Annotated in this window: 19 protein-coding genes; 17 read left to right on the top strand and 2 right to left on the bottom strand. The window is 64.2% G+C overall.

The genetic code is table 11. From position 1 onward, the window contains the following. Position 1 precedes the first annotated feature (1 nt). The 17 genes from E3T38_RS01485 to E3T38_RS01405 all read left to right on the top strand — a co-directional run bounded on the left by E3T38_RS01485 (position 2) and on the right by E3T38_RS01405 (position 20,536). Positions 2-1,546 (top strand): Mur ligase family protein, encoded by a 1,545-nt coding sequence (locus tag E3T38_RS01485; protein WP_134545681.1) that lies wholly within the window; start codon positions 2-4, stop codon positions 1,544-1,546. Beyond that, a complete protein-coding gene (gene murF, locus E3T38_RS01480) occupies positions 1,547-2,956 on the top strand; it encodes a UDP-N-acetylmuramoyl-tripeptide--D-alanyl-D-alanine ligase (RefSeq protein ID WP_134545680.1) in 1,410 nt (469 codons plus the stop codon). Beyond that, positions 2,953-4,044 carry a phospho-N-acetylmuramoyl-pentapeptide-transferase gene (gene mraY / locus E3T38_RS01475; RefSeq protein ID WP_104196196.1) on the top strand — a complete coding sequence of 364 codons (1,092 nt, stop codon included), beginning with the start codon at positions 2,953-2,955 and terminating at the stop codon, positions 4,042-4,044. The genes murF and mraY overlap by 4 nt, the downstream gene beginning before the upstream one ends. Then, positions 4,044-5,558 carry a UDP-N-acetylmuramoyl-L-alanine--D-glutamate ligase gene (gene murD, locus E3T38_RS01470; RefSeq protein ID WP_134545679.1) on the top strand — a complete coding sequence of 505 codons (1,515 nt, stop codon included), beginning with the start codon at positions 4,044-4,046 and terminating at the stop codon, positions 5,556-5,558. The genes mraY and murD overlap by 1 nt, the downstream gene beginning before the upstream one ends. A 5-nt stretch (positions 5,559-5,563) precedes the next feature. Then, a complete protein-coding gene (ftsW, locus tag E3T38_RS01465; RefSeq protein WP_134545678.1) occupies positions 5,564-6,886 on the top strand; it encodes a putative lipid II flippase FtsW in 1,323 nt (440 codons plus the stop codon). Then, entirely contained in the window at positions 6,883-7,956 is a 1,074-nt protein-coding gene (locus E3T38_RS01460; protein WP_134545677.1) for a glycosyltransferase, read from the top strand. The genes ftsW and E3T38_RS01460 overlap by 4 nt, the downstream gene beginning before the upstream one ends. Positions 7,957-8,030: 74 nt before the next feature. Further along, on the top strand, positions 8,031-9,452 hold the full coding sequence (murC, locus tag E3T38_RS01455) for a UDP-N-acetylmuramate--L-alanine ligase (RefSeq protein ID WP_134545676.1): 1,422 nt from the start codon (positions 8,031-8,033) through the stop codon (positions 9,450-9,452). 376 nt (positions 9,453-9,828) lie between these two features. Beyond that, positions 9,829-10,674 (top strand): FtsQ-type POTRA domain-containing protein, encoded by an 846-nt coding sequence (locus E3T38_RS01450; RefSeq protein ID WP_134545675.1) that lies wholly within the window; start codon positions 9,829-9,831, stop codon positions 10,672-10,674. Positions 10,675-10,824: 150 nt separating this feature from the next. After that, positions 10,825-12,036: a cell division protein FtsZ gene (gene ftsZ / locus E3T38_RS01445; protein ID WP_134545674.1), complete on the top strand. Its 1,212-nt coding sequence runs from the start codon at positions 10,825-10,827 to the stop codon at positions 12,034-12,036. Positions 12,037-12,146: 110 nt separating this feature from the next. Next, positions 12,147-12,875 carry a YggS family pyridoxal phosphate-dependent enzyme gene (locus E3T38_RS01440; protein ID WP_134545673.1) on the top strand — a complete coding sequence of 243 codons (729 nt, stop codon included), beginning with the start codon at positions 12,147-12,149 and terminating at the stop codon, positions 12,873-12,875. A 32-nt stretch (positions 12,876-12,907) separates the two neighbouring features. Beyond that, a complete protein-coding gene (locus E3T38_RS01435; RefSeq protein ID WP_134545672.1) occupies positions 12,908-13,441 on the top strand; it encodes a cell division protein SepF in 534 nt (177 codons plus the stop codon). An 8-nt stretch (positions 13,442-13,449) separates the two neighbouring features. Further along, positions 13,450-13,752: a YggT family protein gene (locus E3T38_RS01430; protein ID WP_233197860.1), complete on the top strand. Its 303-nt coding sequence runs from the start codon at positions 13,450-13,452 to the stop codon at positions 13,750-13,752. Positions 13,753-13,899: 147 nt separating this feature from the next. Continuing rightward, entirely contained in the window at positions 13,900-14,538 is a 639-nt protein-coding gene (locus E3T38_RS01425; protein WP_134545671.1) for a DivIVA domain-containing protein, read from the top strand. Beyond that, the gene (lspA, locus tag E3T38_RS01420; protein WP_134545670.1) at positions 14,528-15,175 is read left to right on the top strand and encodes a signal peptidase II; all 648 of its coding nucleotides are present in this window, start codon (positions 14,528-14,530) and stop codon (positions 15,173-15,175) included. Before E3T38_RS01425 ends, lspA begins: the two co-directional genes overlap by 11 nt. After that, positions 15,172-16,122 (top strand): RluA family pseudouridine synthase, encoded by a 951-nt coding sequence (locus tag E3T38_RS01415; protein WP_134545669.1) that lies wholly within the window; start codon positions 15,172-15,174, stop codon positions 16,120-16,122. Before lspA ends, E3T38_RS01415 begins: the two co-directional genes overlap by 4 nt. Before the next feature lie 109 nt (positions 16,123-16,231). Further along, complete coding sequence (gene dnaE, locus E3T38_RS01410) at positions 16,232-19,699, top strand: DNA polymerase III subunit alpha (RefSeq protein WP_134545748.1); 3,468 nt, start codon at positions 16,232-16,234, stop codon at positions 19,697-19,699. 54 nt (positions 19,700-19,753) lie between these two features. After that, complete coding sequence (locus tag E3T38_RS01405; RefSeq protein WP_134545668.1) at positions 19,754-20,536, top strand: 1-acyl-sn-glycerol-3-phosphate acyltransferase; 783 nt, start codon at positions 19,754-19,756, stop codon at positions 20,534-20,536. 133 nt (positions 20,537-20,669) lie between these two features. On the opposite strand, the gene E3T38_RS01400 is transcribed toward E3T38_RS01405, so the two are convergent. Together E3T38_RS01400 and E3T38_RS01395 are read right to left on the bottom strand one after the other, a co-directional pair. Beyond that, positions 20,670-21,518: an alpha/beta fold hydrolase gene (locus tag E3T38_RS01400; RefSeq protein ID WP_134545667.1), complete on the bottom strand. Its 849-nt coding sequence runs from the start codon at positions 21,516-21,518 to the stop codon at positions 20,670-20,672. A gap of 285 nt (positions 21,519-21,803) precedes the next feature. Further along, positions 21,804-22,355 (bottom strand): flavin reductase family protein, encoded by a 552-nt coding sequence (locus E3T38_RS01395; protein WP_134545666.1) that lies wholly within the window; start codon positions 22,353-22,355, stop codon positions 21,804-21,806. Positions 22,356-22,382 lie beyond the last annotated feature (27 nt).

The following is a 22,382-nucleotide window of genomic DNA, read 5'->3' as shown; positions in this document are numbered from 1 at the left end:
CGTGTCTGAACCGGCGCCGTCGGCTCTCCGTCCCGAGCATCCCGTTCCGCGGTCGTTGTCGGGATTGGTTGCCGAATTTGATCTAGAACTGCGTGGAGACATCGACGGTCTCGAAGTCACCGGAGTGAGCTTGAGCTCGAACTCGGTGCAACCCGGCGACCTCTATGTCGGCGTTCCTGGCGCGCACCTGCACGGCGCGACCTTCGCTGCTGCTGCCGCCGAGGCCGGGGCGGTGGCCATTTTGACCGACGAAACCGGAGGGGTGCTCGCTGCGGCCAGCGGTCTGCCGGTTTTGGTCACACCGGATGCTCGCGCCGCGCTGGGCGCCGTTGCGGCGTGGATTTATCGTACCGATGACAATCCGGCGACCCTGTTCGCGGTCACCGGAACCAACGGCAAGACCAGCGTCGTCTATTTGTTGTTCGGCATTCTGAACCAACTCGGCGTCGTCTCCGGGCTCACCTCGACTGCCGAACGCCGTATCGGCGATCTAGCCGTCACGAGTTCCCTGACCACGCCCGAGGCCAGCGAACTGCACGCCTTGTTAGCCCGGATGAACGAGGCCGAGGTACGCGCCGTCGGCATCGAGGTATCGGCGCAAGCCCTCAGTCGTTACCGGGTAGACGGCCTCGTCTTCGATATCGCTGCGTTCACCAACCTCAGCCACGACCACCTCGACGACTACCCGGCGATGGATGATTACTTCCAGGCGAAGCTGGAGCTGTTCCAGCCCGACCGGTCGCACCGAGGTGTCGTCACCGTCGACACCGAGTGGGGGCGGCGCCTCGCTGACGAATGTCGCATCCCGGTGACGACCATCAGCAACCTGGTCGACGTCGACGCCGACTGGCACATGAGCGTTGTGGGGGAGTCCGCCACGCATACCGACTTCGTGCTCGAGGGCCGGGGCGGCCGTCGCCTGCAGACCCGGGTGCCGCTGCTCGGCTGGTACATGGCCGCCAACGCCGCGCTGGCCATCGTCATGCTCGTGGAAAGCGGATTCGACCTCGGCGCCATCCAGCACTCCCTGAACCGCGACGGTGGCATTGTCGCGTTCATCCCCGGCCGCGCGGAGCGCATCTCCGGTGATCGCGGGCCGCTGGTCTATATCGATTATGGGCACAGCCCCGATGCCTTCCTCAATACGCTCGCGGCCCTGCGCAAATTCACGCCGGGTAAACTCATCATGCTGTTCGGCGCCGACGGCGACCGCGACACCACCAAACGCGCCGATATGGGCCGGATCGCCGCCGAGGGCAGCGATATCGTGGTGGTGACCGACTTTCATCCGCGGTTTGAAGATGCCGCGAGCATCCGTGCTGTTTTGCTGAAAGCAGCGCGCGAAGCCGTGCCAGACGGTGAGTTCTACGAGGTGGCCAACCCACGTGCGGCATTCCGCACGGCGCTGTCACTCGCACACGAAGGAGACACCATTCTGTACGCCGGCCCAGGCCACGAGGACTACCACGAGGTACAAGGCGTGAAACTGCCGTATTCGGCCCGGGATGACTCCCGGCAGGCGCTGCGCGACGCGGGGTGGCTGTAAATGATCGCCCTCTCCCTGGCCGATATCAGCCAGGTCGTCGACGGTGCGCTGCACCTCACCGGCGCCTCCTCGGCCACTGACCTCGTTGACGGTTCGGTGCAGACCGACTCCCGGCTGGTCGAACCCGGCTCCATCTTCATCGCCAAGCCCGGCGCGGTCACCGACGGACACCTGTTCGCGCCCGCCGCCGCAGCGTCGGGGGCCGCGCTGCTCATCGTGGAACGGCTGCTCGACCTTCCGGTCACTCAGATCGTCGTGGCCGACGCCGTTGCAGCGCTCGGCGCCCTGGCGTCCTTCGTTGTCGCCAGGGTGCGCTCCGCCGGGAAGCTCAAGATCGTTGCCGTCACCGGTTCCAACGGCAAAACCACCACCAAGAACTTGCTGCGCAGCATGTTCGAGCGGGTCGGCACGACCGTCGCCCCGCAGGGCTCTTTCAACAACCAGGTCGGGGCGCCGATGACGATGCTCGAGGTCACCGACAACACCCGTTTTCTGGTGATCGAGATGGGCGCCAGCAGCGAGGGCGCCATCGCGAACCTCGTGCGCCTGGTCCGACCCGATGTCGGCATCGTGCTCACCATCGGCCTCGCCCATGCCGGTGAATTCGGCGATCTCGACGCCACCGTGCGGGCCAAGTCAGCGATGGTCACCGACCTGTTTCCAACGGATGTCGCGGTGCTGAACGCCGACGACCCGCGCGTCGCGCAGATGGCCGCGATCACCCCGGCGCGCATTGTGCGATTCGGCGAGTATGGCCAGGTCGACGTGCGCGCGAGCGACCTGCACTCCGGTCGCACGGGGACGACGTTCACTCTGCACCTTGCCGACGGGCAGAGCGCCCCGGTCGTGTTCCCGGTGCTCGGTGAGCATCACGTCATGAATGCCCTCGCTGCGGCGGCCGCCGCCGAGGTGCTCGGGGTGTCGCTTGGCGATATCGTCGCCGCGCTGCAAGGCACCACACGGGCCGAACGCTGGCGCATGGAGGTGCTCGGCGGTAAGGACGACGTCACGATCATCAATGACGCCTACAACGCGAGCCCCGACTCGATGAGCGCAGCGCTCAAGACGCTTGCCCAGATCGGTACTCCCGGCTGCCGAACCATCGCGGTTCTCGGCGAGATGGCCGAGCTCGGCGAACTGGCCGGTGAAGAGCACGATCGCATCGGTCTACTCGCTGTGCGGCTGAACATCTCCCAAATGATAGTGGTGGGCCAGCGGGCCCGCCGCATGCACATCAGCACGATCAACGAGGGTTCGTGGGACGGCGAGTCGGTCTATGTCGACACGCCGGACGAAGCCTTCGAACTGGTGCGCAGCAGCGTGAATCCGGGGGACACCGTGCTCGTGAAGTCATCCAACTCCGCGGGTCTGCGATTTCTCGGTGATCGACTGGGAGACTTGTTCTCGTGAGAGTTCTACTGCTGTCCGGTGCGTTTTCGCTAGCGTTCACGCTGTTTCTGACGCCGCTGTTCATTCGATTGTTCAAGAAGCTCGGCTGGGGCCAGTTCATTCGAGACGACGGCCCCAAGAGTCACCACGCCAAGCGCGGTACCGCCACCATGGGTGGAATCATCATCATTCTGGGTGTGTTGATCAGCTATTTCACGGCCATGCTGATCGAGCAACGACCATTCACCCCGTCACCGTTGCTCGTCTTGTTCATGATGGTGGGCCTCGGGCTGGTTGGTTTTCTCGACGACTTTCTGAAGACCCGCCACCAGCGCAGCCTGGGGCTCGGTGGCTGGTCCAAGGTTCTCGGGCAGGTCATCGTCGCCGGGGCTTTCGGCGTTCTGTCGCTGCAATTCGTCGACCGCAACGGCCAGACACCCGCTTCGACGAGCATTTCGTTCATTCGTGACCTACCCCTCGACTTCATGAAACTGGGCACGTTCATCGGCATCGCCGTGTTCCTGCTCTGGATCTGCCTGATTGTGGCCGCGACCTCGAACGGCGTCAACGTCGCTGACGGCCTCGATGGCCTCGCTACGGGGGCATCCACTTTCGCCATTGGGTCTTTTGTGGTGATCGGCTTCTGGCAGTCCAACCAGAGCTGCTTCGGAGGATCGGACGCCGCTGACCAATACAAGTGCTATCTCGGTCCCGATTCCTTTGACCTGGCCATCGTCGCGGCGACTATCGTCGGTGGCCTGATCGGTTTTCTCTGGTGGAATACCTCGCCGGCCAAGATCTTTCTGGGCGATACCGGTTCGCTCGCCCTCGGCGGGGCGCTGGCCGCCCTCGCGATTCTCAGCCGCACCGAATTGCTCCTCGTCCTCATCGGCGGCCTGTTCGTGATGGAAGCCGGATCGGTGATCGTGCAGCGTGCCTACTTTAAAATCACCCACGGTAAACGCATCTTCCTGATGAGTCCGATCCATCACCACTTCGAGCTCAAGGGTTGGGCCGAAGTCACGGTCGTCGTGCGATTCTGGATCATCGGCGGCCTGCTCGTCGCGGCCGGTGTCGGCTCGTTCTACCTCGAGTGGTTGTCGCGCTAATGGGTGATGTCAATCTGTTTAGAAACAAGCGACTCGACGAACTCACCAGCTGGCACGCTGACTGGAACGGGCTGCGCGTGGCCGTACTCGGACTCGGCGTGACCGGTTTCGCCGCCGCTGACACCCTCGCTGAACTCGGCGCGGACGTGCTCGTGCTGGCGTCGACCGGGCCCGACGAACGATTCGACCTGCTCACGGTGCTCGGAGTGCCGTTTGTGCAGGCTGATCTGCGGGAGGTGCCTGCTGAACTAGTAGCACAGATGCCGGAAGTGATCATCGTGTCGCCCGGCTTCCATCCCGATCACCCGCTGCTCACGTGGGCGGCGGAGAACCAGGTTCCAGTCTGGGGTGACATCGAACTCGCCTGGCGGCTGCGCGACAAGGTCGGCGTTCCCGCCGAGTGGATGCTCGTCACCGGCACCAACGGCAAGACCACCACCGTGCAGCTCACCGCCACCATGCTCGCCGCCCACGGCAGCCGCGTCGCCCCCTGCGGCAACATCGGCGTGCCCGTGCTCGATGCCATACGCGATCCCGCCGGCTGGGATGTGCTCGTCGTCGAATTGTCCAGCTACCAGTTACACCACCTGCCGCAGAGCGGTCCGGGCGCCTTGGCGCCCTGGGCAAGTCTCTGCCTCAATGTCGCTGACGACCACCTGGACTGGCATGGTTCTGCGGCCGCATACCGCGCGGCAAAAGCCAAGGTGTACCTGAACACCGCGGTTGCCTGCGTCTACAACACAGCGGATGCTGCTACCCGGAAAATGGTTCAGGAAGCCGACGTGCAAGACGGTGCCCGGGCGATCGGTTTCGGCCTGGGCGTGCCAGGGCCGAGCGAATTGGGCATCGTCGACGGCATCGTCTGCGACCGGGCCTTCCTTCCGGACCGGTTTGAACGCGCCCTCGAACTGACCACCGTTCCCGACCTCGTCGCGGCTGGCCTCGGCGCCCCGCACGTGATCATGGACGTGCTCGCCGCGAGCGCGCTGGCCCGGTCGTACGGCGTGCTGCCGGCCACCATCCACACGGCACTGGAGACCTTCCATCTCGACGCGCACCGCATCGAGACCGTGGCCATCGGGGACGGCGTGGAATGGGTCGACGATTCCAAGGCGACTAATCCGCACGCCGCCGATGCCTCCCTGGCCGCTTATGAGTCGGTCGTCTGGCTCGTCGGCGGGCTGCTCAAGGGGGTCGACATCGATCAGCTCGTGCACAAGCACGTGGGTCGCCTGCGCGGCGCGATCATCATCGGCGTCGATCGCCTGGCATTACGCCAGGCATTCGCGCGACACGCCCCCGACCTGACCGTGTTCGAGATCGACCCGGACGACACTGTATCGAACGGGAACGAACAGGTGATGACCGTGGCGGTGCGGCTCGCTGCCGGAATCGCCAGGACCGGGGATACGGTGCTGCTTGCACCGGCTGCCGCGTCGATGGACCAGTTCGAGAGTTATGTCGAACGCGGCCGGCTTTTCAATCAGGCAGTACACGATCTTCTAGGCAGGTGACGCGGATGGTTCAGGTGCCGCGTAACCCCGCATCCCGCACCACGTCACGCCCGGCCGTCCACAGCGTGCCTGCTTCCGGGCGCCAGACGCTGGAATCCGCCCAGCCGACAAAGCCGGAAACGCCGGGCGGACCCCAAGTTCGCATCAACCTCGGTCGGGTGTTCAAAGCTGAGGGTGGCAACTACTTTCTACTGCTGGGCACCACCCTGTTTCTGGTCATCTTCGGCCTCATTATGGTGTTGTCGTCGTCGTCGGTCGACTCCTTCCTGGCTGACATGGGTTTCTTCGGCGGGCTGCTGCGTCAGGGGATGTTCGCGCTGATCGGCATTCCACTCATGCTCGTCGTCAGCCGGCTGCCGCTCGCGTTCTGGCGGCGCGTGGCCTGGCCGTCGCTGTTGATCACCTGTTTCTTTCAATTTCTGGTGGTGGCCACCGGACTCGGCCGCGGTACCGGAGGCAACACCAACTGGCTGAACATCTTCGGTATCCAGTTTCAGCCGTCCGAGGGCATCAAGGTGGCACTGGTCATCTGGCTCGGCATGATCCTGTCGAAAAAACAACACCAGCTCGACGACTGGAAGCACGTGTTCATTCCCGTGTTCGGGGTCGGCGGCGGGGCGGTGCTGCTCGTCATGATGGGCGGTGACCTCGGAACCGCCATGATCATGGCCGGCATACTTTTCGGCGCACTGTTCTTCGCTGGCGTCAAACTGCGGCTGCTCGCCGTGCCGCTTTTGATCGGTATCGGTGGCGCTATCGTGCTGGCCATTGTGAGCCCCAACCGCATGACCCGCATCACGAGCTTTCTCAACGAGAGTTGTACGCAGCTGAGCGGGGAGATCTCCAGCAGCTGCTGGCAGCCGCTGCACGGCACCTGGGCGCTGGCCAACGGTGGAATCCTCGGCGTAGGCCTCGGCAACTCCAAGGCCAAATGGTCGTGGCTGCCGGCGGCCGACAACGACTATATCTTCGCCATCATCGGCGAGGAGCTCGGCCTGATCGGCTGCATCGTCGTGCTGGGCATGTTCATTCTGTTGGCCTTCGCCTTCCTCCGCATCATGCGTTCGGTCACGACCGTGCAGGCCAAGGTTTCCGTCGCCGCCGCCATGGTCTGGATCATCGGCCAGGCCTTCGTCAATATCGGCGTGGTGCTCGGAGTGTTCCCCGTGTTGGGCGTACCGCTGCCGCTCATCTCGGCCGGTGGCACAGCCCTGCTCACGACCCTCGTAGCGATCGGCATCGTGCTCTCTTTCGCGCGTGGCGACCGCTCGAGCGAAGCACAGAACGATTTCCACGACACCGACTCCATCGAGGCGCACCGGGCATGACCACGTATCTTCTGGCGGGTGGCGGAACCGCCGGCCACGTCAACCCCTTACTCGCCGTCGCCGACCGCATTCGCGACACTGAAGCGGATGCCACGGTGCTGGTTCTCGGCACCGCTGAGGGCCTCGAATCCCGCCTGGTTCCGGCCCGCGGCTATGAACTCATCGTCGTTCCCCGGGTGCCGTTTCCGCGCCGCCCGAATCGGGCCGCCATGCGTTTCCTACCGCGGTTCAATGCGGCCGTGCGAACGGTGACCGACGTGATCCGTTCGCGCCGGGTCGACGTGGTCGTCGGCTTCGGGGGTTACGTTTCGACACCGGCATACCTCGCGGCCCGGCGTGCCGGCGTGCCGATCGTTATTCACGAGGCCAACGCCAGGCCGGGACTGGCCAACAAGCTGGGGGCACGCCTGACCCGGCACGTCGGCGTCGCGTTCGCCGGCACCCCGATTCGGCACGCCCGGTTCGTGGGCATGCCGCTGAGACCGGAGATCGAACGACTCGACCGGACGGCGGCCCGGCCCGACGCCCTTGCGTTCTTCGGTCTCGTACAACAACGCCCCGTGCTGCTCGTCACCGGCGGGTCACTCGGTGCCCGCAAGCTCAACGCCACCCTGGTCGCTGCTGCGGGGGACCTCGTCGCGGCGGGCTGGCAAGTACTGCACATTACCGGGTCGAAAGCCGAGGTCACCGACCCACAGCTGCCGAACTACCACTTGGTCGAGTACTGCGACCGCATGGATCTCGCACTCGCGGCGGCTGATTTCGCCGTTACCCGGGCGGGAGCTGCCACCGTGAGCGAATTGTGTGCGCTCGGGATTCCGGCCGTATACGTGCCATACCCGGTCGGCAATGGCGAACAGCGTTTCAACGCTGCACCGGTGCTGGCGGCCGGTGGGGGCATTCTGATCGATGATAAGGACTTCGTACCGGGTTTTGTTCAGGCTGAGCTGGTGACCCTGTTGGGCGACCGGGCGCACGTGGCGGCTATGGCGCGGGCGGCGGCATCCGTGGGCGCGCTCGACGGAACGACTCAAATGGTCGACCTGATTCACGAGGCGCTCACGACCTGAACGTCGGTGGGCACGCGTAACGTAGTGCCCGCACAAACTGTTTTTTCAGCTTCAATCGAGAAGAGCGCACCACGGTGATCAAACCAGACCTCAACCTGACTATTCCCGACAACCTCGGAAGTGTGCACTTCGTGGGCATCGGCGGATCCGGCATGAGTGGCATCGCTCGGCTGTTTCTGGATCGGGGCTATACGGTCACCGGGTCGGACGCGAAGGATTCATCGAACATACAGGCCCTGCGTGAACTCGGTGCGACCGTGTACATCGGGCATGATGCCGCCAACGTCGGATCCGCCGATTCCCTCGTCGTCACCGGCGCCCTCTGGCAGGACAACCCCGAATACGTGCTCGCAAATGAACGCGGCCTGCCGGTGCTGCACCGCGCCCAGGCCCTGGCCTGGCTTATCCGCCAGCACCGCCTGGTATCGGTCGCCGGCGCACACGGCAAGACCACCTCCACCGGCATGATCGTCACCGGACTACTCGGCCTCGGCCAAGACCCCAGCTTCGTCAACGGGGGCGTGATCGAATCGCTCGGGGTGAGCTCCGCGAGCGGCGCCGATGACCTGTTCGTGGTCGAAGCCGACGAATCCGACGGTTCTTTTCTGCTCTACCGCACGGCCATCGCCCTGATTACGAACGTCGACCCCGACCACCTCGACCACTACGGCTCGCTCGAAGCTTTTGAGGCCGCCTTCGTCGAATTCAGCCGCGCTGCCAGCGAACTCGTCGTCATCTCCTCCGATGACATCGGCGCGGTGAGGGTCACCGCGGCTATCACGGCCGGCCTGAATAAAGCGGATGCCGCCGCCCGCGTCGTCACGTTCGGCGAGCACCGCGATTCCACAGTGCGCGTGCATTCCATCACCACTGCCGGGCCGGTCGGTTTCAGCGTCTCCTGGAAGGGAGCGGATTACAGCGCCACCCTGCGCATCCCGGGCAAACACAACGCCATCAATGCCGCCGGCGCCTTCGCCGTGCTGGTCGGCCTCGGTTTCGACCCCGCCGCCAGCCTCGAAGCGATCGCCGGCTTCGGCGGTACCCAGCGCCGGTTCGAACTGCACGGCACGGTCGGCGGCGTCAGCGTCTACGACGACTATGCCCACCACCCGACCGAGGTCGCCGCCGCTCTCGCCGCGGCCCGTACGGTGGTCGGTGAGGGCCGCATCATCGCCGTGCACCAGCCGCACCTGTACAGCCGCACCCGCCTGTTCGCGCGGGAATTCGCTGAGACCCTCGAGACCTTCGCCGACCAGACCATCGTGCTCGGCGTCTACGGCGCCCGCGAAGATCCAGAACCCGGTGTCACCGGCGCCCTCGTCTCCGACCGGTTCCGCGACCCGTCCCACGTCGCGTACGTGCCCGACTGGCAGGATGCGGCCGACTACCTCGCCGGTATCGCCCGCGACGGTGACTTCGTCGTGACCCTCGGCTGCGGAGACGTCAACCGTATCGTGCCCCAGCTGCTCGCCGCGCTCGAAAAAGTACGCGGATGAGGCGGCGGTGAAGCGACCGGCCAGCTTCGATCGGTCGGGCGATCCGACTCCCGAGCCGGTTCGCCCGACCGCTCCTGCCTCGAAACGGCGTGCGAACTCGCCCCGGGCGAAACCGACATCGAAACCGAAACCGACGCCTACGCCTACGCCTACGCCTACGCCTACGCCGACGCCTACGGATACTCACGCGGCTTCAGCGCCTTCGCGGGTGCCTAGGAAGAAACCTTCCCCGTCGACAGCGCAAAAGGCTGCGCGTGCGGGGGGTGGCGCTGCACCAAAAAGCTCGCCAAAACCGTTCAGTGCGTCCGACACGACGACGGAACCGATCGTTCTCGCTGGGGGACGGGCGTCCGCTTCGCTGATCACAGCCGCGCCCGTGTCGGTTCTGGCGCCGGCTGCGCCGGCGGCTTCGGTGCAGGCAGGTGGGGTCCAGGAGCCCTCCGGTGACACTGCGGGTGCCCGTGCGGCCCGGTCGTTGTTGCGGGCGGCCCGGCGCGCCCGCAAGCGGTTCGAACGGGCCGAAGTGCGGCGGTTCACGGGGCGCACGCGTCGTCGACGCACCGCGTGGATTTTCGGTGTCGGGTCGATTCTTCTTGCCTTCACGCTCATCATCGGCGCCGCCTACTCACCCCTGATGGCTCTGCGCACGATAGAGGTCGTCGGGACGAGCCGCATTCCGGCGGGGGAGGTGTCGACAGCGCTTTCCGAGGAGCTCGGAACCCCGCTGCCCCTGATCGACAGCAACCTGATCAAGCGTGAGTTGTCACAGTTCGCCTTGATTCAGAGCTACGTCACCGAGAGTCGCCCACCGGGCACACTCGTGGTGCGCATCGTCGAACGGGTACCGGTGGGTGTGCTTGCCGGTCAGAACGGATTCGACCTGGTCGACGCCGCCGGGGTGATCATTGAAACGACGCCGGAGCGCATGGCAGGCTACCCGCTCATTGACGCGCCGGACGGAATCACCAGCGCCGGATTCAAGGCCGCCGCCGCGGTTCTCGCGGCCCTGCCCGAAAGCATCCGTACCCAGTTGGACGCGGTGACTGCCGTTACCACCGACGATGTCACACTGAGCCTGCTCGGTGGTGAGCGGGTGGTCTGGGGCAGCCCGGAAAAATCCGGGTACAAAGCCATCGTGCTCGCCGCCCTGCTGATCGGCCACCCCGCCGGCACGGTCAATGAGTACGACGTGTCGTCGCCCGACAGCGCGGTGTTGCGCTAGATCGCAACGGATTCTGCCCGTTCTTCGCGACACGCGGGCGAGCCTCCCCAGTGAGGCGTCGCACCCGCATACTTTCGTAAGCAGGAATTGCATACTCAGCATAACTTTAAACTTCGACTAGAGGTTTAGGGTTCCACCCGGAGGCCGGACGTGTCAAACAATCAAAATTATCTAGCCGTCATCAAGGTTGTCGGTATCGGCGGTGGCGGTGTCAACGCCGTCAACCGCATGATCGAATTGGGCCTCCGCGGTGTCGAGTTCATCGCCATCAATACGGATGCCCAGGCTCTGCTCATGAGCGATGCCGACGTCAAGCTCGACGTCGGTCGCGACCTCACCCGCGGGCTCGGTGCCGGCGCTGATCCTGAGGTGGGTCGCCGTGCCGCCGAGGATCACGCCGAGGAGATCGAGGAAGCCCTCGCCGGGGCCGACATGGTCTTCGTCACTGCTGGAGAGGGCGGTGGCACCGGAACCGGTGGCGCCCCCGTCGTGGCCCGTATCGCCAAGTCCATCGGCGCGCTCACCATCGGTGTCGTCACCAAGCCATTCGGCTTCGAGGGCAAGCGCCGCCAGGCCCAGGCCGAGACCGGTGTTGCCTCGCTCAAGAACGAGGTCGACACCCTCATCGTCGTGCCCAACGATCGCCTGCTCGAAATCAGCGACCGCGGCATCAGCATGCTCGAAGCCTTCGCGACCGCTGACCAGGTGCTCTTGGCTGGCGTGCAGGGAATCACCGACCTGATCACCACCCCCGGGCTGATCAACCTCGACTTCGCCGACGTCAAGTCGGTCATGCAGGGCGCCGGCTCGGCCCTCATGGGCATCGGCTCGGCTCGCGGAGCCGACCGCGCGATCAAGGCGGCTGAACTCGCCGTCGCGTCGCCCCTGCTCGAAGCCTCGATCGACGGCGCTCACGGCGTACTCCTGTCGATCCAGGGCGGATCCAACCTGGGAATCTTCGAGATCAACGATGCGGCCCGCCTCGTGCAGGAAGCCGTGCACCCCGAAGCCAACATCATCTTCGGTGCCGTCATCGATGACACCCTGGGCGACGAGGTACGGGTCACCGTGATCGCTGCTGGCTTCGACGGTGGCGAGCCCGGCGCCAAAGCGGTCGAGGTTCGGCGTGCCGACCTGGTGGCCGCTGGGATTGCGGCCGGTGCCGGGTCAGCAACGGCCGGTGCGGCAGCATCCGCCGGCAGTGCCACGAAAGTCCCGGCGACCGAGTCCGGCAGCTACAGCGATGGCGAGCTCGCGGCGTCCGTCTGGGGCGGCTCTGACGCTGGTAACGGCGTGACCGTTGCCGACCCGGCCTTTGAAGAAGAGGTCGACGACCTGGACATCCCCGACTTCCTCAAATAAGTCGATGATAGGCAATCCCGGAGCCGATCAGGTCGCATCGGCTTCGGGATGTACCCTGATCACCACACGAATCACCACACGAATCGGCCACACGCAACGGACAGAACACTATGAGCCTGGCATTTCCGAACGGGGTTTCCTCCGAACCGGCAGCTAACGCGTCGGCACCGAGTGATCTGGCATCCCGCCTGGAAACCGTGCGCGTCGGTGTCGCCGATGCGGCCCGAACAGCGGGCCGCGATCCGGCCGACATCGCCACGATCGTCGTGACTAAGTTTCATCCCATTTCACTGATCGAAGAGCTCTACGCCCTCGGTGTGCGCAACGTGGGCGAGAACCGGCACCAGGAGGCGCAGTCCAAGGCCGCGTCGCTGGCCGATCTCGACCTCGTTTGGCATTTTGTCGGGCAGGTGCAGGGAAAGAAGGCGCGCCAGGTGCGGGCCTACGCCAACGTTATCCACTCGGTTGATCGGGAGTCTCTCGTGACCGCACTGGCCTCAAAAGAATCGACTATCGACTGCTTCATCCAGGTGAATTTGACGGATGACGCGGCGCGCGGAGGCGTGGATCCCGCACATCTGTCGGCCCTGGTAGACAGCGCTCTCGTCGTTCCCGGCGTGCGCCTGCTCGGGCTCATGGCCGTCGCGCCCTTGGGGCAGGAGCCGCGTCGTGCTTTCGCCTACGTTCGCGAGCTCAGCGAACAGATCCGTCAGCAGGTGCCCACGGCCACCGCGTTGTCTATGGGCATGAGCCAGGACTACGCGGCTGCCGTGCTCGAAGGGGCGACACACCTAAGAATTGGCACGGCAATCACCGGCAATCGCCCGGTGCTCAGTTAATCTCGAAGTAGCAAACCAACACGGAGGTCGACATGTCCAACCCGCTCAAGAAAACCATGGTTTACCTGGGTCTGGCAGACGAAGAGCTGGAGTACCAGGCGCCCGCCAGCGCCCAGAGTGCTGCCGCCAGCAACCACGTGAGTGCGGTGCCTGCACGCGGGCACGACAACGCGCCGCACGGTAACGCCGTACCCTCCAACACGGCCCAGAACTCTGCCGGTCGTGCACCGGTCACCCCGCTGCGCAAAACTTCGACCCCCCAGAATGTGGCTGCGTCTGACATGAATGAAATTCTCACGGTTCACCCGCGTGCCTACAAAGACGCCCAGGTCATCGCCGAATCCTTCCGTGAAGGCATTCCCGTCATCATCAATCTGTCGCAGATGAGCGATGGTGATGCTCGCCGCCTGATCGACTTCGCCAGTGGCTTGTCGCAGGGCCTCTACGGCAAGATCGAGCGCGTCACGGCCAAGGTCTTTTTGCTCTCGCCGTCCCACGTCGTCGTCTCCGGCGACAGCACCACCGAAGAGGGCGCTGAGGATAGCTCCTTCTTCGCGCAAGGCTAGACTTAAGTGTGACTGGTCTATCGATTCTGGGGAATCTCCTCTACTTCCTGTTCTTCATGTACTTTCTCGTGCTCTGGGGTCGGTTCATCATTGACCTCGTGCGCGGTGTCAACCGGTCTTGGCGTCCACAAGGCTTCCTGCTCGTGCTCGTCGAATTCGTCTACACGTTGACGGATCCGCCGGTACGTTTCTTTCGTCGTCTGGTCCCGCCGCTTCGCATTGGGCCGATCGCGCTGGATTTCGGCTTCACGTTGACGATGCTTTGCTGCATCGTCGGCATGACCGTGGCAGGAATAATACAACGCGCCTAGTGGGGCATGTATCCTTGACGGATGACCGGTTCGCCCTGAGCCTGCACTCGCTCGTCGGAAGCCCGTAGTCAATCCAACATTTGAGGCACCATCGCCTCAAGTCAGTCAAATGTTCACAATTAACACAAGTTTTGAGGGTGGAAAGCCATGGCGCTAACTCCGGAAGATGTAGTCAACAAAAGGTTCCAGTCGACCAAGTTCCGTGAGGGATACGACCAGGATGAGGTCGATGACTTTCTCGACGAGGTTGTCGTCGAACTGCGTCGCCTCACCAAGGAAAACGAAGAACTGCGCGCTCAGGTCGGAGGGGACGCTGCCTCAGTGGCCGAGTCCGCTCCGCTCGCTGTCGCGTCGTCCGAACCCGTTGTTGTCACACCCGTTGTTGTCGAACCCGTCGCCGCTCCGGTTGCCGCTGTCGCCGCGACGCCGATCGACGAGACGGCCGGCACGACCAACCTGCTGCAGCTGGCTCGCCGCCTGCACGAGGAGCACGTCAAGGAGGGCGCTGAAAAGCGCGACGCCCTGATAGCTGAGGGCCACGCCACTGCGGCGCGTGTCATCGCCGAGGCAGAGACCCAGCAGCGCGTTCAGCTGCAGAAGCTCGACCAGGAGCGCTCAACGCTCGAAGGCAAAATTGACGATCTGCGCACGTTCGAGCGTGAGTACCGTCTGAAGCTCAAGAACTACATCGAGGGTCAGCTGCACGACCTCGACGCGAGCTCGGTCGGCTCTGCAGCTGACGCTGGAAACGCGCCGAAGCCCAGCTTCCAGGGCTTTGGAGCCTAGCGACCGAACGAAGAAGCGTTCGCGAGCGCTCATCGTTCTAGCCCTCGTCGCGCTGGGCGTTTACGCGCTTGATCAATCCAGTAAGTATCTCGTCGTCGCTTCGATGACCGAGGGTTCCGTGATCCGGGTTCTGAATGATGCGCTGCAAATGCACTTCGTTCGGAACCCGGGGGCGGCATTCTCGCTCGCGAGCGGGTCCACCTGGATCTTCTCCATCATCGCTGCCGCCGTCGTGGTGTTCATCGTGTGGTTCGCCCGGCGCATTCGCTCATTCGCCTGGGGTCTCGTATTCGGGCTGCTCCTCGGCGGAGTGCTGGGCAACCTGACCGACCGGCTGCTGCGCGAACCCGGCTTCGGAGTTGGGCACGTCGTCGATTTCATCTCGACACCGTGGTTGTTGCCGGCGATCTACAACGTCGCCGACATGGCCATCGTGAGCAGCATGGTCATCTTCATGATTCTGACCATTCGCGGTATCGGCCTCGACGGCAATAAGGTCGTGGCCGTCAGCAAGACCGCCACCCCAACACTGAAACAAACGGATGCTGTGACCCCCGATTCCACGACCCGCGAATCAGTTGATCCCGATTCGACGGCCAGTGACCGGTTGAACCCCGGGGCCGAGGCTCGGCCATGACCGGTTCCCACGACCTGTCCAGCGCCCCGGAGCGGCGATCGCTGCCCCTGCCAGACGGGCTGGAAGGCGTACGCGTTGACGCCGGTCTGGCCAAGCTATTCGGATTCTCGCGCGGCTTCGCCGCCGAGGTGTCCGAAGCGGGCGGCGTCGTGCTCGACGGCGCCGTCGTCGGCAAATCGGATCGCCTCCGGGCGGGCAGCTGGATCGAAGTCACCTGGCAACCCAAGCAACCGGTGCGCATCATCCCTATTGCCGTTCCCGACCTCACGGTCGTGCACGACGATGAGAGCATCGTCGTCATCAACAAGCCGGCCGGCGTGGCCGCCCACCCGAGCGTCGGATGGACCGGCCCAACCGTTCCGGGCGCGCTGGCGGCGGCGGGGTATCGCATCGCGACGTCCGGCGCTGCCGAACGGGCAGGCATCGTGCACCGCCTCGACGTCGGCACCAGCGGGCTCATGGTCGTTGCCAAGTCGGAGACGGCCTATGTCGCCCTCAAAAAGGCGTTCCACGACCGCGAGGTGGACAAGATCTACCACGCGGTCGTACAGGGCCACCCCGACCCGCTCGCCGGCACCATCGACGCGCCCATCGGCCGCCACCCGCGGTCCGACTGGAAGTTCGCGGTGCGGGCTGACGGTAAGTCTTCGATCACCCACTACGAGACCCTCGAAGCCTTCCCTTCGGCCTCCCTGCTCGAGGTTCACCTGGAGACCGGTCGCACCCACCAGATCCGTGTACACATGACGGCCCAGCGGCATCCGTGCGTCGGCGACGCCATGTACGGCGCTGATCCGTCGATCACCGCCCGACTCGGACTCAAGCGCCAGTGGCTGCACGCGAAACAGCTGGCTTTCACCCATCCGGACAGTCACGAGTGGGTCACCTACAACGCCGATTACCCGGCTGACCTCTCGCATGCTCTCTCGGTGCTGCGCGGAGACTGACCGGCCGACTCGTCCCTAATCGTTTCATCAACTCGTCGGAGTCTTTGTGAGTAACCCGGTCAGTGCCACCGAAAATTTTGTGCACCTACACGTGCACAGCGAATACTCAATGCTCGACGGTGCAGCCCGCGTAAAACCCTTGATCAAGGCCGCTGTTGAGCAGGGGATGCCCGCGGTGGCGATCACCGACCACGGTAACGTGTTCGGCGCGTTCGACTTCTGGAAGAGCGCGACCGACGCCGGTATCAAGCCGATCATCGGCACCGAGGCGTACATCACCCCCGGCACCGACCGCCGTGACAAGACCCGGGTGCGTTGGGGAACGAGTGGCCAGAACCGCGACGACGTCGGTGGCGCCGGCTCGTACACCCACATGACGCTGTTGTCCGAGAACACTGCGGGAATGCACAATCTGTTCCGGCTCTCTTCGAAAGCCAGCCTCGAGGGGTACTACTTCAAACCGCGCATGGATCGCGAGTTGCTGAGCCAGTACTCCACAGGTCTGATCGGAACCACCGGCTGTGTCGGTGGGGAGGTACAGACCCGCCTCCGGCTCGGCCAGTACGCAGAGGCCAAGAAGGCAGCCGGAGATTTTCAGGACATCTTCGGCAAGGAGAACTTCTTCTGCGAGATCATGGATCACGGCATCGATATCGAGCGCCGAACCATGACCGACCTGCTCAAGCTCGCCAAGGAGCTGGACCTGCCCCTGCTGGCCAGCAACGACCTGCATTACACCCACGCTCACGACGCTACCGCCCACGCCGCGCTGCTCTGCGTGCAGTCGGCATCAACCCTCGACGACCCCAATCGGTTCAAGTTCGACTCCAGCGAGTTCTACCTCAAAACCGCCGCTCAAATGCGGCACCTGTTTCGTGACCACCCCGAAGCCTGCGACAACACACTGCTCATCGCCGAGCGCTGTGAGGTGGAATTCAACACCAAAGCCAACTACATGCCCCGCTTTCCGTGCCCGGAGGGTGAGAACGAGGAAAGCTGGTTCATTAAAGAGAACGAGATCGGGCTGGCCAAACGCTACCCGAAGGGCATCCCGGCAGACGTGCGGAAGCGCGCCGACTACGAAGTCGGCATCATCGTGCAGATGGGGTTCCCCGGTTACTTTCTCGTCGTCGCCGACTTCATCATGTGGTCCAAGCAGCAGGGCATCCGCGTCGGCCCCGGTCGTGGTTCCGGCGCCGGCTCGATGGTCGCCTATGCGATGGGCATCACCGACCTCGACCCGCTCGTGCACGGGCTCATCTTTGAACGGTTTTTGAACCCCGACCGCGTCTCCATGCCCGACTTCGATGTCGACTTCGACGAGCGTCGTCGCGGCGAGGTCATCAAGTACGTCACCGAGAAATACGGCGAGGAACGCGTTGCCCAGATCGTCACCTATGGCACGATCAAGGCCAAACAGGCCCTGAAAGATGCCTCTCGCGTACTCGGCTTTCCGTTCGGCATGGGCGACAAACTCACCAAAGCCATGCCGCCGGCGATTATGGGCAAGGACGTGCCTCTCACCGGCATGTTCGATAAGGACCACCCGCGCTACCGGGAAGCGGCGGACTTTCGTGCGGTGATCGAAAGCGACCCCGAAGCCCGTACCGTCTTCGACACCGCCCTCGGCCTGGAGAACCTGAAGCGCCAGTGGGGCGTGCACGCCGCCGGCGTGATCATGTCCAGCGACCCCCTGATCGACATTATTCCGATCATGAAGCGTGAAGCGGATGGTCAGGTCGTCACGCAGTTCGACTACCCGGCTTCCGAAGCCCTCGGACTGATCAAGATGGACTTTCTGGGGCTGCGCAACCTCACCATCATCGATGACACCCTCGATAACATCGCGGTGAACCGCGGCCATCGGCCCGTACTCGAAGACCTCGGGCTTGAAGACCCCGCCGCTTACGAACTGCTCGCACGCGGAGACACCCTCGGTGTCTTCCAGCTCGACGGCGGCCCCATGCGAGCGCTGCTGCGGCTCATGAAGCCCGACAACTTCGAAGACATCTCGGCGGTCATCGCCCTGTATCGCCCGGGGCCCATGGGCGCCAACTCGCACACCAACTATGCGCTGCGCAAGACCGGTGTGCAGGAGATCATTCCCATCCACAAGGAGCTCGAAGAGCCCCTCAAAGAGGTCATCGGCACCACCTACGGCCTGATCGTGTACCAGGAGCAGGTTATGTCCATCGCGCAGGTGCTCGCCGGCTTCACGCTCGGTGAAGCCGACCTGCTGCGCCGCGCCATGGGTAAGAAGAAGAAGTCTGAGCTGGACAAGCAGTTCGAGGGCTTCTCGAAGGGCATGCAGGACCGTGGCTACTCCATGGATGCTGTGACCACGGTCTGGAACATCCTGCTGCCCTTTTCCGACTACGCCTTCAACAAGGCGCACTCCGCTGCGTACGGGGTGCTCTCTTACTGGACCGCGTACCTCAAAGCCGTCTACCCGGCCGAGTACATGGCGGCGCTGCTCACGAGCGTTGGCGACTCCCGCGACAAGCTCGCGCTCTACCTCAACGAGTGCCGCCGCATGGGAATCCAGGTGTTGGCACCCGACGTGAACGAGTCGATCGGGTTCTTCGCGGCCGTGGGCACGGACATCCGTTTCGGCCTGGGTGCTGTGCGCAACGTCGGTTTCAACGTGGTCGAGGCTATCCGCAGCGCCCGCGAGGAAAAGGGCCGCTTCGAGTCGTTCCACGATTTTCTTCGCAAGGTGCCGCTGCCCGTCGCTAACAAGCGCACGATCGAATCGCTGGTCAAGGCCGGGGCATTTGATTCGCTCGGCGCGACCCGGCGCGGCATGGTTGAGATTCACGAATCGGCCGTGGAGTCCGCCGTCAAGATCAAGCGGGAGGAGAGCAACGGCAATATCGGGTTCGACTTCGACAGCCTCTTCGACGAACCGCAGGACACCGAGCAGGTGCCTGACCGGCCCGAGTGGAGCAAGAAAGAGAAACTCGCCTACGAACGGGACATGCTGGGGCTGTACGTGTCTGACCATCCGCTCGCCGGGCTGGAAATTCCTCTTGCCAAACACGCCAGCACGACCATCGCCGACCTGATCGCGTCAGAATCGACCGAAGACGGCGACACAGTGACCGTGGCCGGCCTGATCACGAGCGTGCAGCACCGTATCGCCAAGAAATCGGGCAACCAGTACGGCATGATCCAGGTCGAAGACTTCGGCGGTGAAATCACCGCGATGTTCATGGGCAAGGCCTACCTCGAATTCGCGCCCGAGCTGGTCAGTGACGCGGTCGTCGTGGTGCGCGGCCGCGTGAGCCTGCGCGACGACGGCATGAACCTGCACGCGTTCAGTGTTTTCCAGCCGGAGCTCGGCCAGGGCTCAGACCAGAGCCTGGTCTCGATCACGGTAGGGGAGGCCCGCGCGACCACCGACACTGTCGGTGCACTCGGCGAGATCCTCCAGCGGCACAGTGGAGATGCCGAGGTACGGTTGAAACTGGTCAAGGGCGACGTAGCTCGGGTGTTCGAACTGCCGCACCGCGTGAAGGTGAGCGCGGACCTGTTCGGCGAGCTCAAGAGCATCCTCGGCCCGAACTGCCTGACCTGATGAGCGACGCACACGCTGCAGAAGACTGACAGCGTGCCAGCCTAGGCTGGATACATGCACAATCGAGAGCCGATCTATTCGACCGCCATCGGTGCCGGACGCGCCCTGTTCGGCCTGCTCCGGGTGCGCCCGACCGTGACCGGCCTGGAACATCTGCCGGCCACCGGCGGCGCGGTACTCGCGATCACCCACTTCGGTTACCTCGACTTCGCCCTGGTCGAGTGGATCACTTGGCGGCATAATCGTCGCCACATTCGTTTTATGGCCAAGAAGGGCGCCTTCGACCAGCCGCTAATAGGTGCGCTGTTGCGGGGGATGAAGCACATCTCGGTCGACATGGACAGCGGCCGGGAGGCGTACGCGCAGGCCGTCGACGCTCTACACGACGGCGAACTGCTCGGTGTTTTTCCCGAGGGCGGCGTGAATGCCTCGTTCACGGTGCGAGAGCTCAAAACCGGCGCGGTGCGCATGGCGCAGGCCGCGAACGTGCCGATCATCCCGGTCGCCGTGTGGGGTGGGCATCGGTTGATGACCAAGAACCACCGGTCGACACTTCGGGAGCGGGTCGGCGTGCCGGTGGGCATCCGCTTCGGCCAGCCGATTCCACCGGATGCGGCAGGCCCGGCCGACCGCAACGTCGCGGCGCACACGCTGCGGCTGCACGACACCCTGCAGTCTCTCGTCGACGCAGTGCAGGCGGAATACCCGGTGCCGGGCACCGGAGCGTGGTGGCAGCCCGCACACCTGGGCGGGACCGCGCCGACACCGGCCGAAGCTGCGGTCGTCGAGGCTGAACGGCGCCGCCGTAAGGCCTCGAAGAAGAAGCTGAGAGCCTAACCCCTTAGCCAGGGCTCGACCATGTGCAGTATCCGCAATCCAGATCGAAATCGGGGCGGAGCTGTTCAGGCGTCGAGAGGACGCGGACGGCGCCGGCTCCTCAGTCGGCGTCGACGAGGTGGGCAGGCCGCCCCTATCGGCGGCGCTCGGCCGCACGGAGGTGGCGGAGGAGGGGGGTCGTAAAATCCTCTTGATCGACGGTGAGTAACGTGTGCCCGGCGCCGGGAAGCATCACGAATGCGGCATCGGGTATCAAACGTGCAACGGCCTCGCCGTGAGCGACCGGAAAAATTGAGTCCATTTCGCCGTGCATGACAAGGGACGGGATAGCCACGGTGCCGAGGTCGCCGTGTCTGGGGCGTGTGAACTCCATGGCGGGAGGGTTGGAGATCGTGGCGGCGATATCGTCGGCCCGATCTACGTCGAGGGTGATGAACTGGCGCATTCGATCCTCGTCGAATCGGGGCGATAGGCCATCGCAGGCGCGAGTGTCCTCGAGGAGGTAATCGATAGCGGCCACTCTCGATTCGAGATCATCAGGGAGATCCGGGAAGGTACCGGTTCCGGAAGGAAGGTCTCGCGCCCCGGTGGTTGCGCCCAGCAACGTCACGGAGCGCAACCGGTCGGGATGGTCGATAGCCAGAATAGAGGCGATCCCCGATCCCAAGGAGTGGCCGACGACGTGCGCGGAACGCAGACCGAGCGAGTCGCAGATACGCAAGGCATCGGCCGCCAGATCGTGGGTCGAGTAGCCGGGGCGCCCGAGTGGAAAACTCGTCGAACGGCCGGTGTCTCGCTGGTCGTAACGGATCACGAAGAACCCAGAGGATGCGATCGCCTCGCAGACCTCGCCCGGCCACCACAGCATAGAAGCTGACATCCCGGCGATCAGAAGCACGGGAGGGTCACGTTGCTCTCCGTACATCTCGACGCAGAGCTCGACTTCGTCGAAGGTCACAATGGACGTGCAGAGGGTCGTCATCGGACAACAATACGAACAGTTCGCTTTTAAGGAAAGCGATGATCAACCTCGTTGGTGGGCATCCCGCTCGGCCACGATCCCCTCCGTGCGCATCATCGTCGCTGAAGTTCAGCCCTTGGTTGCTGGCTGGAACCCGGAGCCGAAGGACAAATATTACTTGCCCCTGCGTCGCAGCCGCGCTCGATTAAGCCTTTCTTACCCGCGAATGGTTCGCGCCGAGTGGCCGGGCGCGCAGGTCTCCGAGAGGTTCTGTGACATGTAGAGCTGCCCGCCCGGAGAGTCGGTCTAGACGGCGGCGCCCGGTACTCGGTAGGTACGTTCGTGGTAGAGCAGGGCCTCAGCGTCGGGGCCCATGCCACCGCCCTCGATCTGCACGACGACGACGGCGTTGTTGTGCACCGACACCCGTTCGACGATGCGGCCGATCATCCAGCTGGTCACGCCCTCCAGCACCGGAAGTCCGTAGGGGCCGGGCTGCCAGTGTTCACCGACGAAGCGTTCGGCGTGCGGCCCGGCGAGTTTCTCCGCGACGCTTCGGTTATGCGCGCCGAGCATGTGGATGACCACGCGGTCGGCGGCGGCGATCGACGCCCACGAGCTCGCCGATCGGGCCATGTTGAACGTGGCGAGCGGCGGAACCGCGGAGAGCGACGCGAGGGAGGTAGCCGTGAAGCCGACCGGGCTGCCATCTTGGGCCAGGGTCGTTATCGCGGCGACCCCGGCGGCGTGACGGCGAAACGCATGCTTGAACGCGGCGAGGTCGTCGGGCGCATGGGGATCGGCGGCTAGCGGCGGGGCGACCGGCAGAGTGAGTGGGGGTTCAACATTACTTTTCATACACAACCAACAATCTGTTTCACCCTC

The organism is Cryobacterium sp. Hb1 (genome assembly GCF_004403585.1).
In the GTDB taxonomy this organism is placed as follows: Bacteria; Actinomycetota; Actinomycetes; order Actinomycetales; family Microbacteriaceae; genus Cryobacterium; species Cryobacterium lyxosi.
Note: the sequence above shows the minus strand (reverse complement) of the source record. Positions and strands in the feature narration are given on the sequence as shown.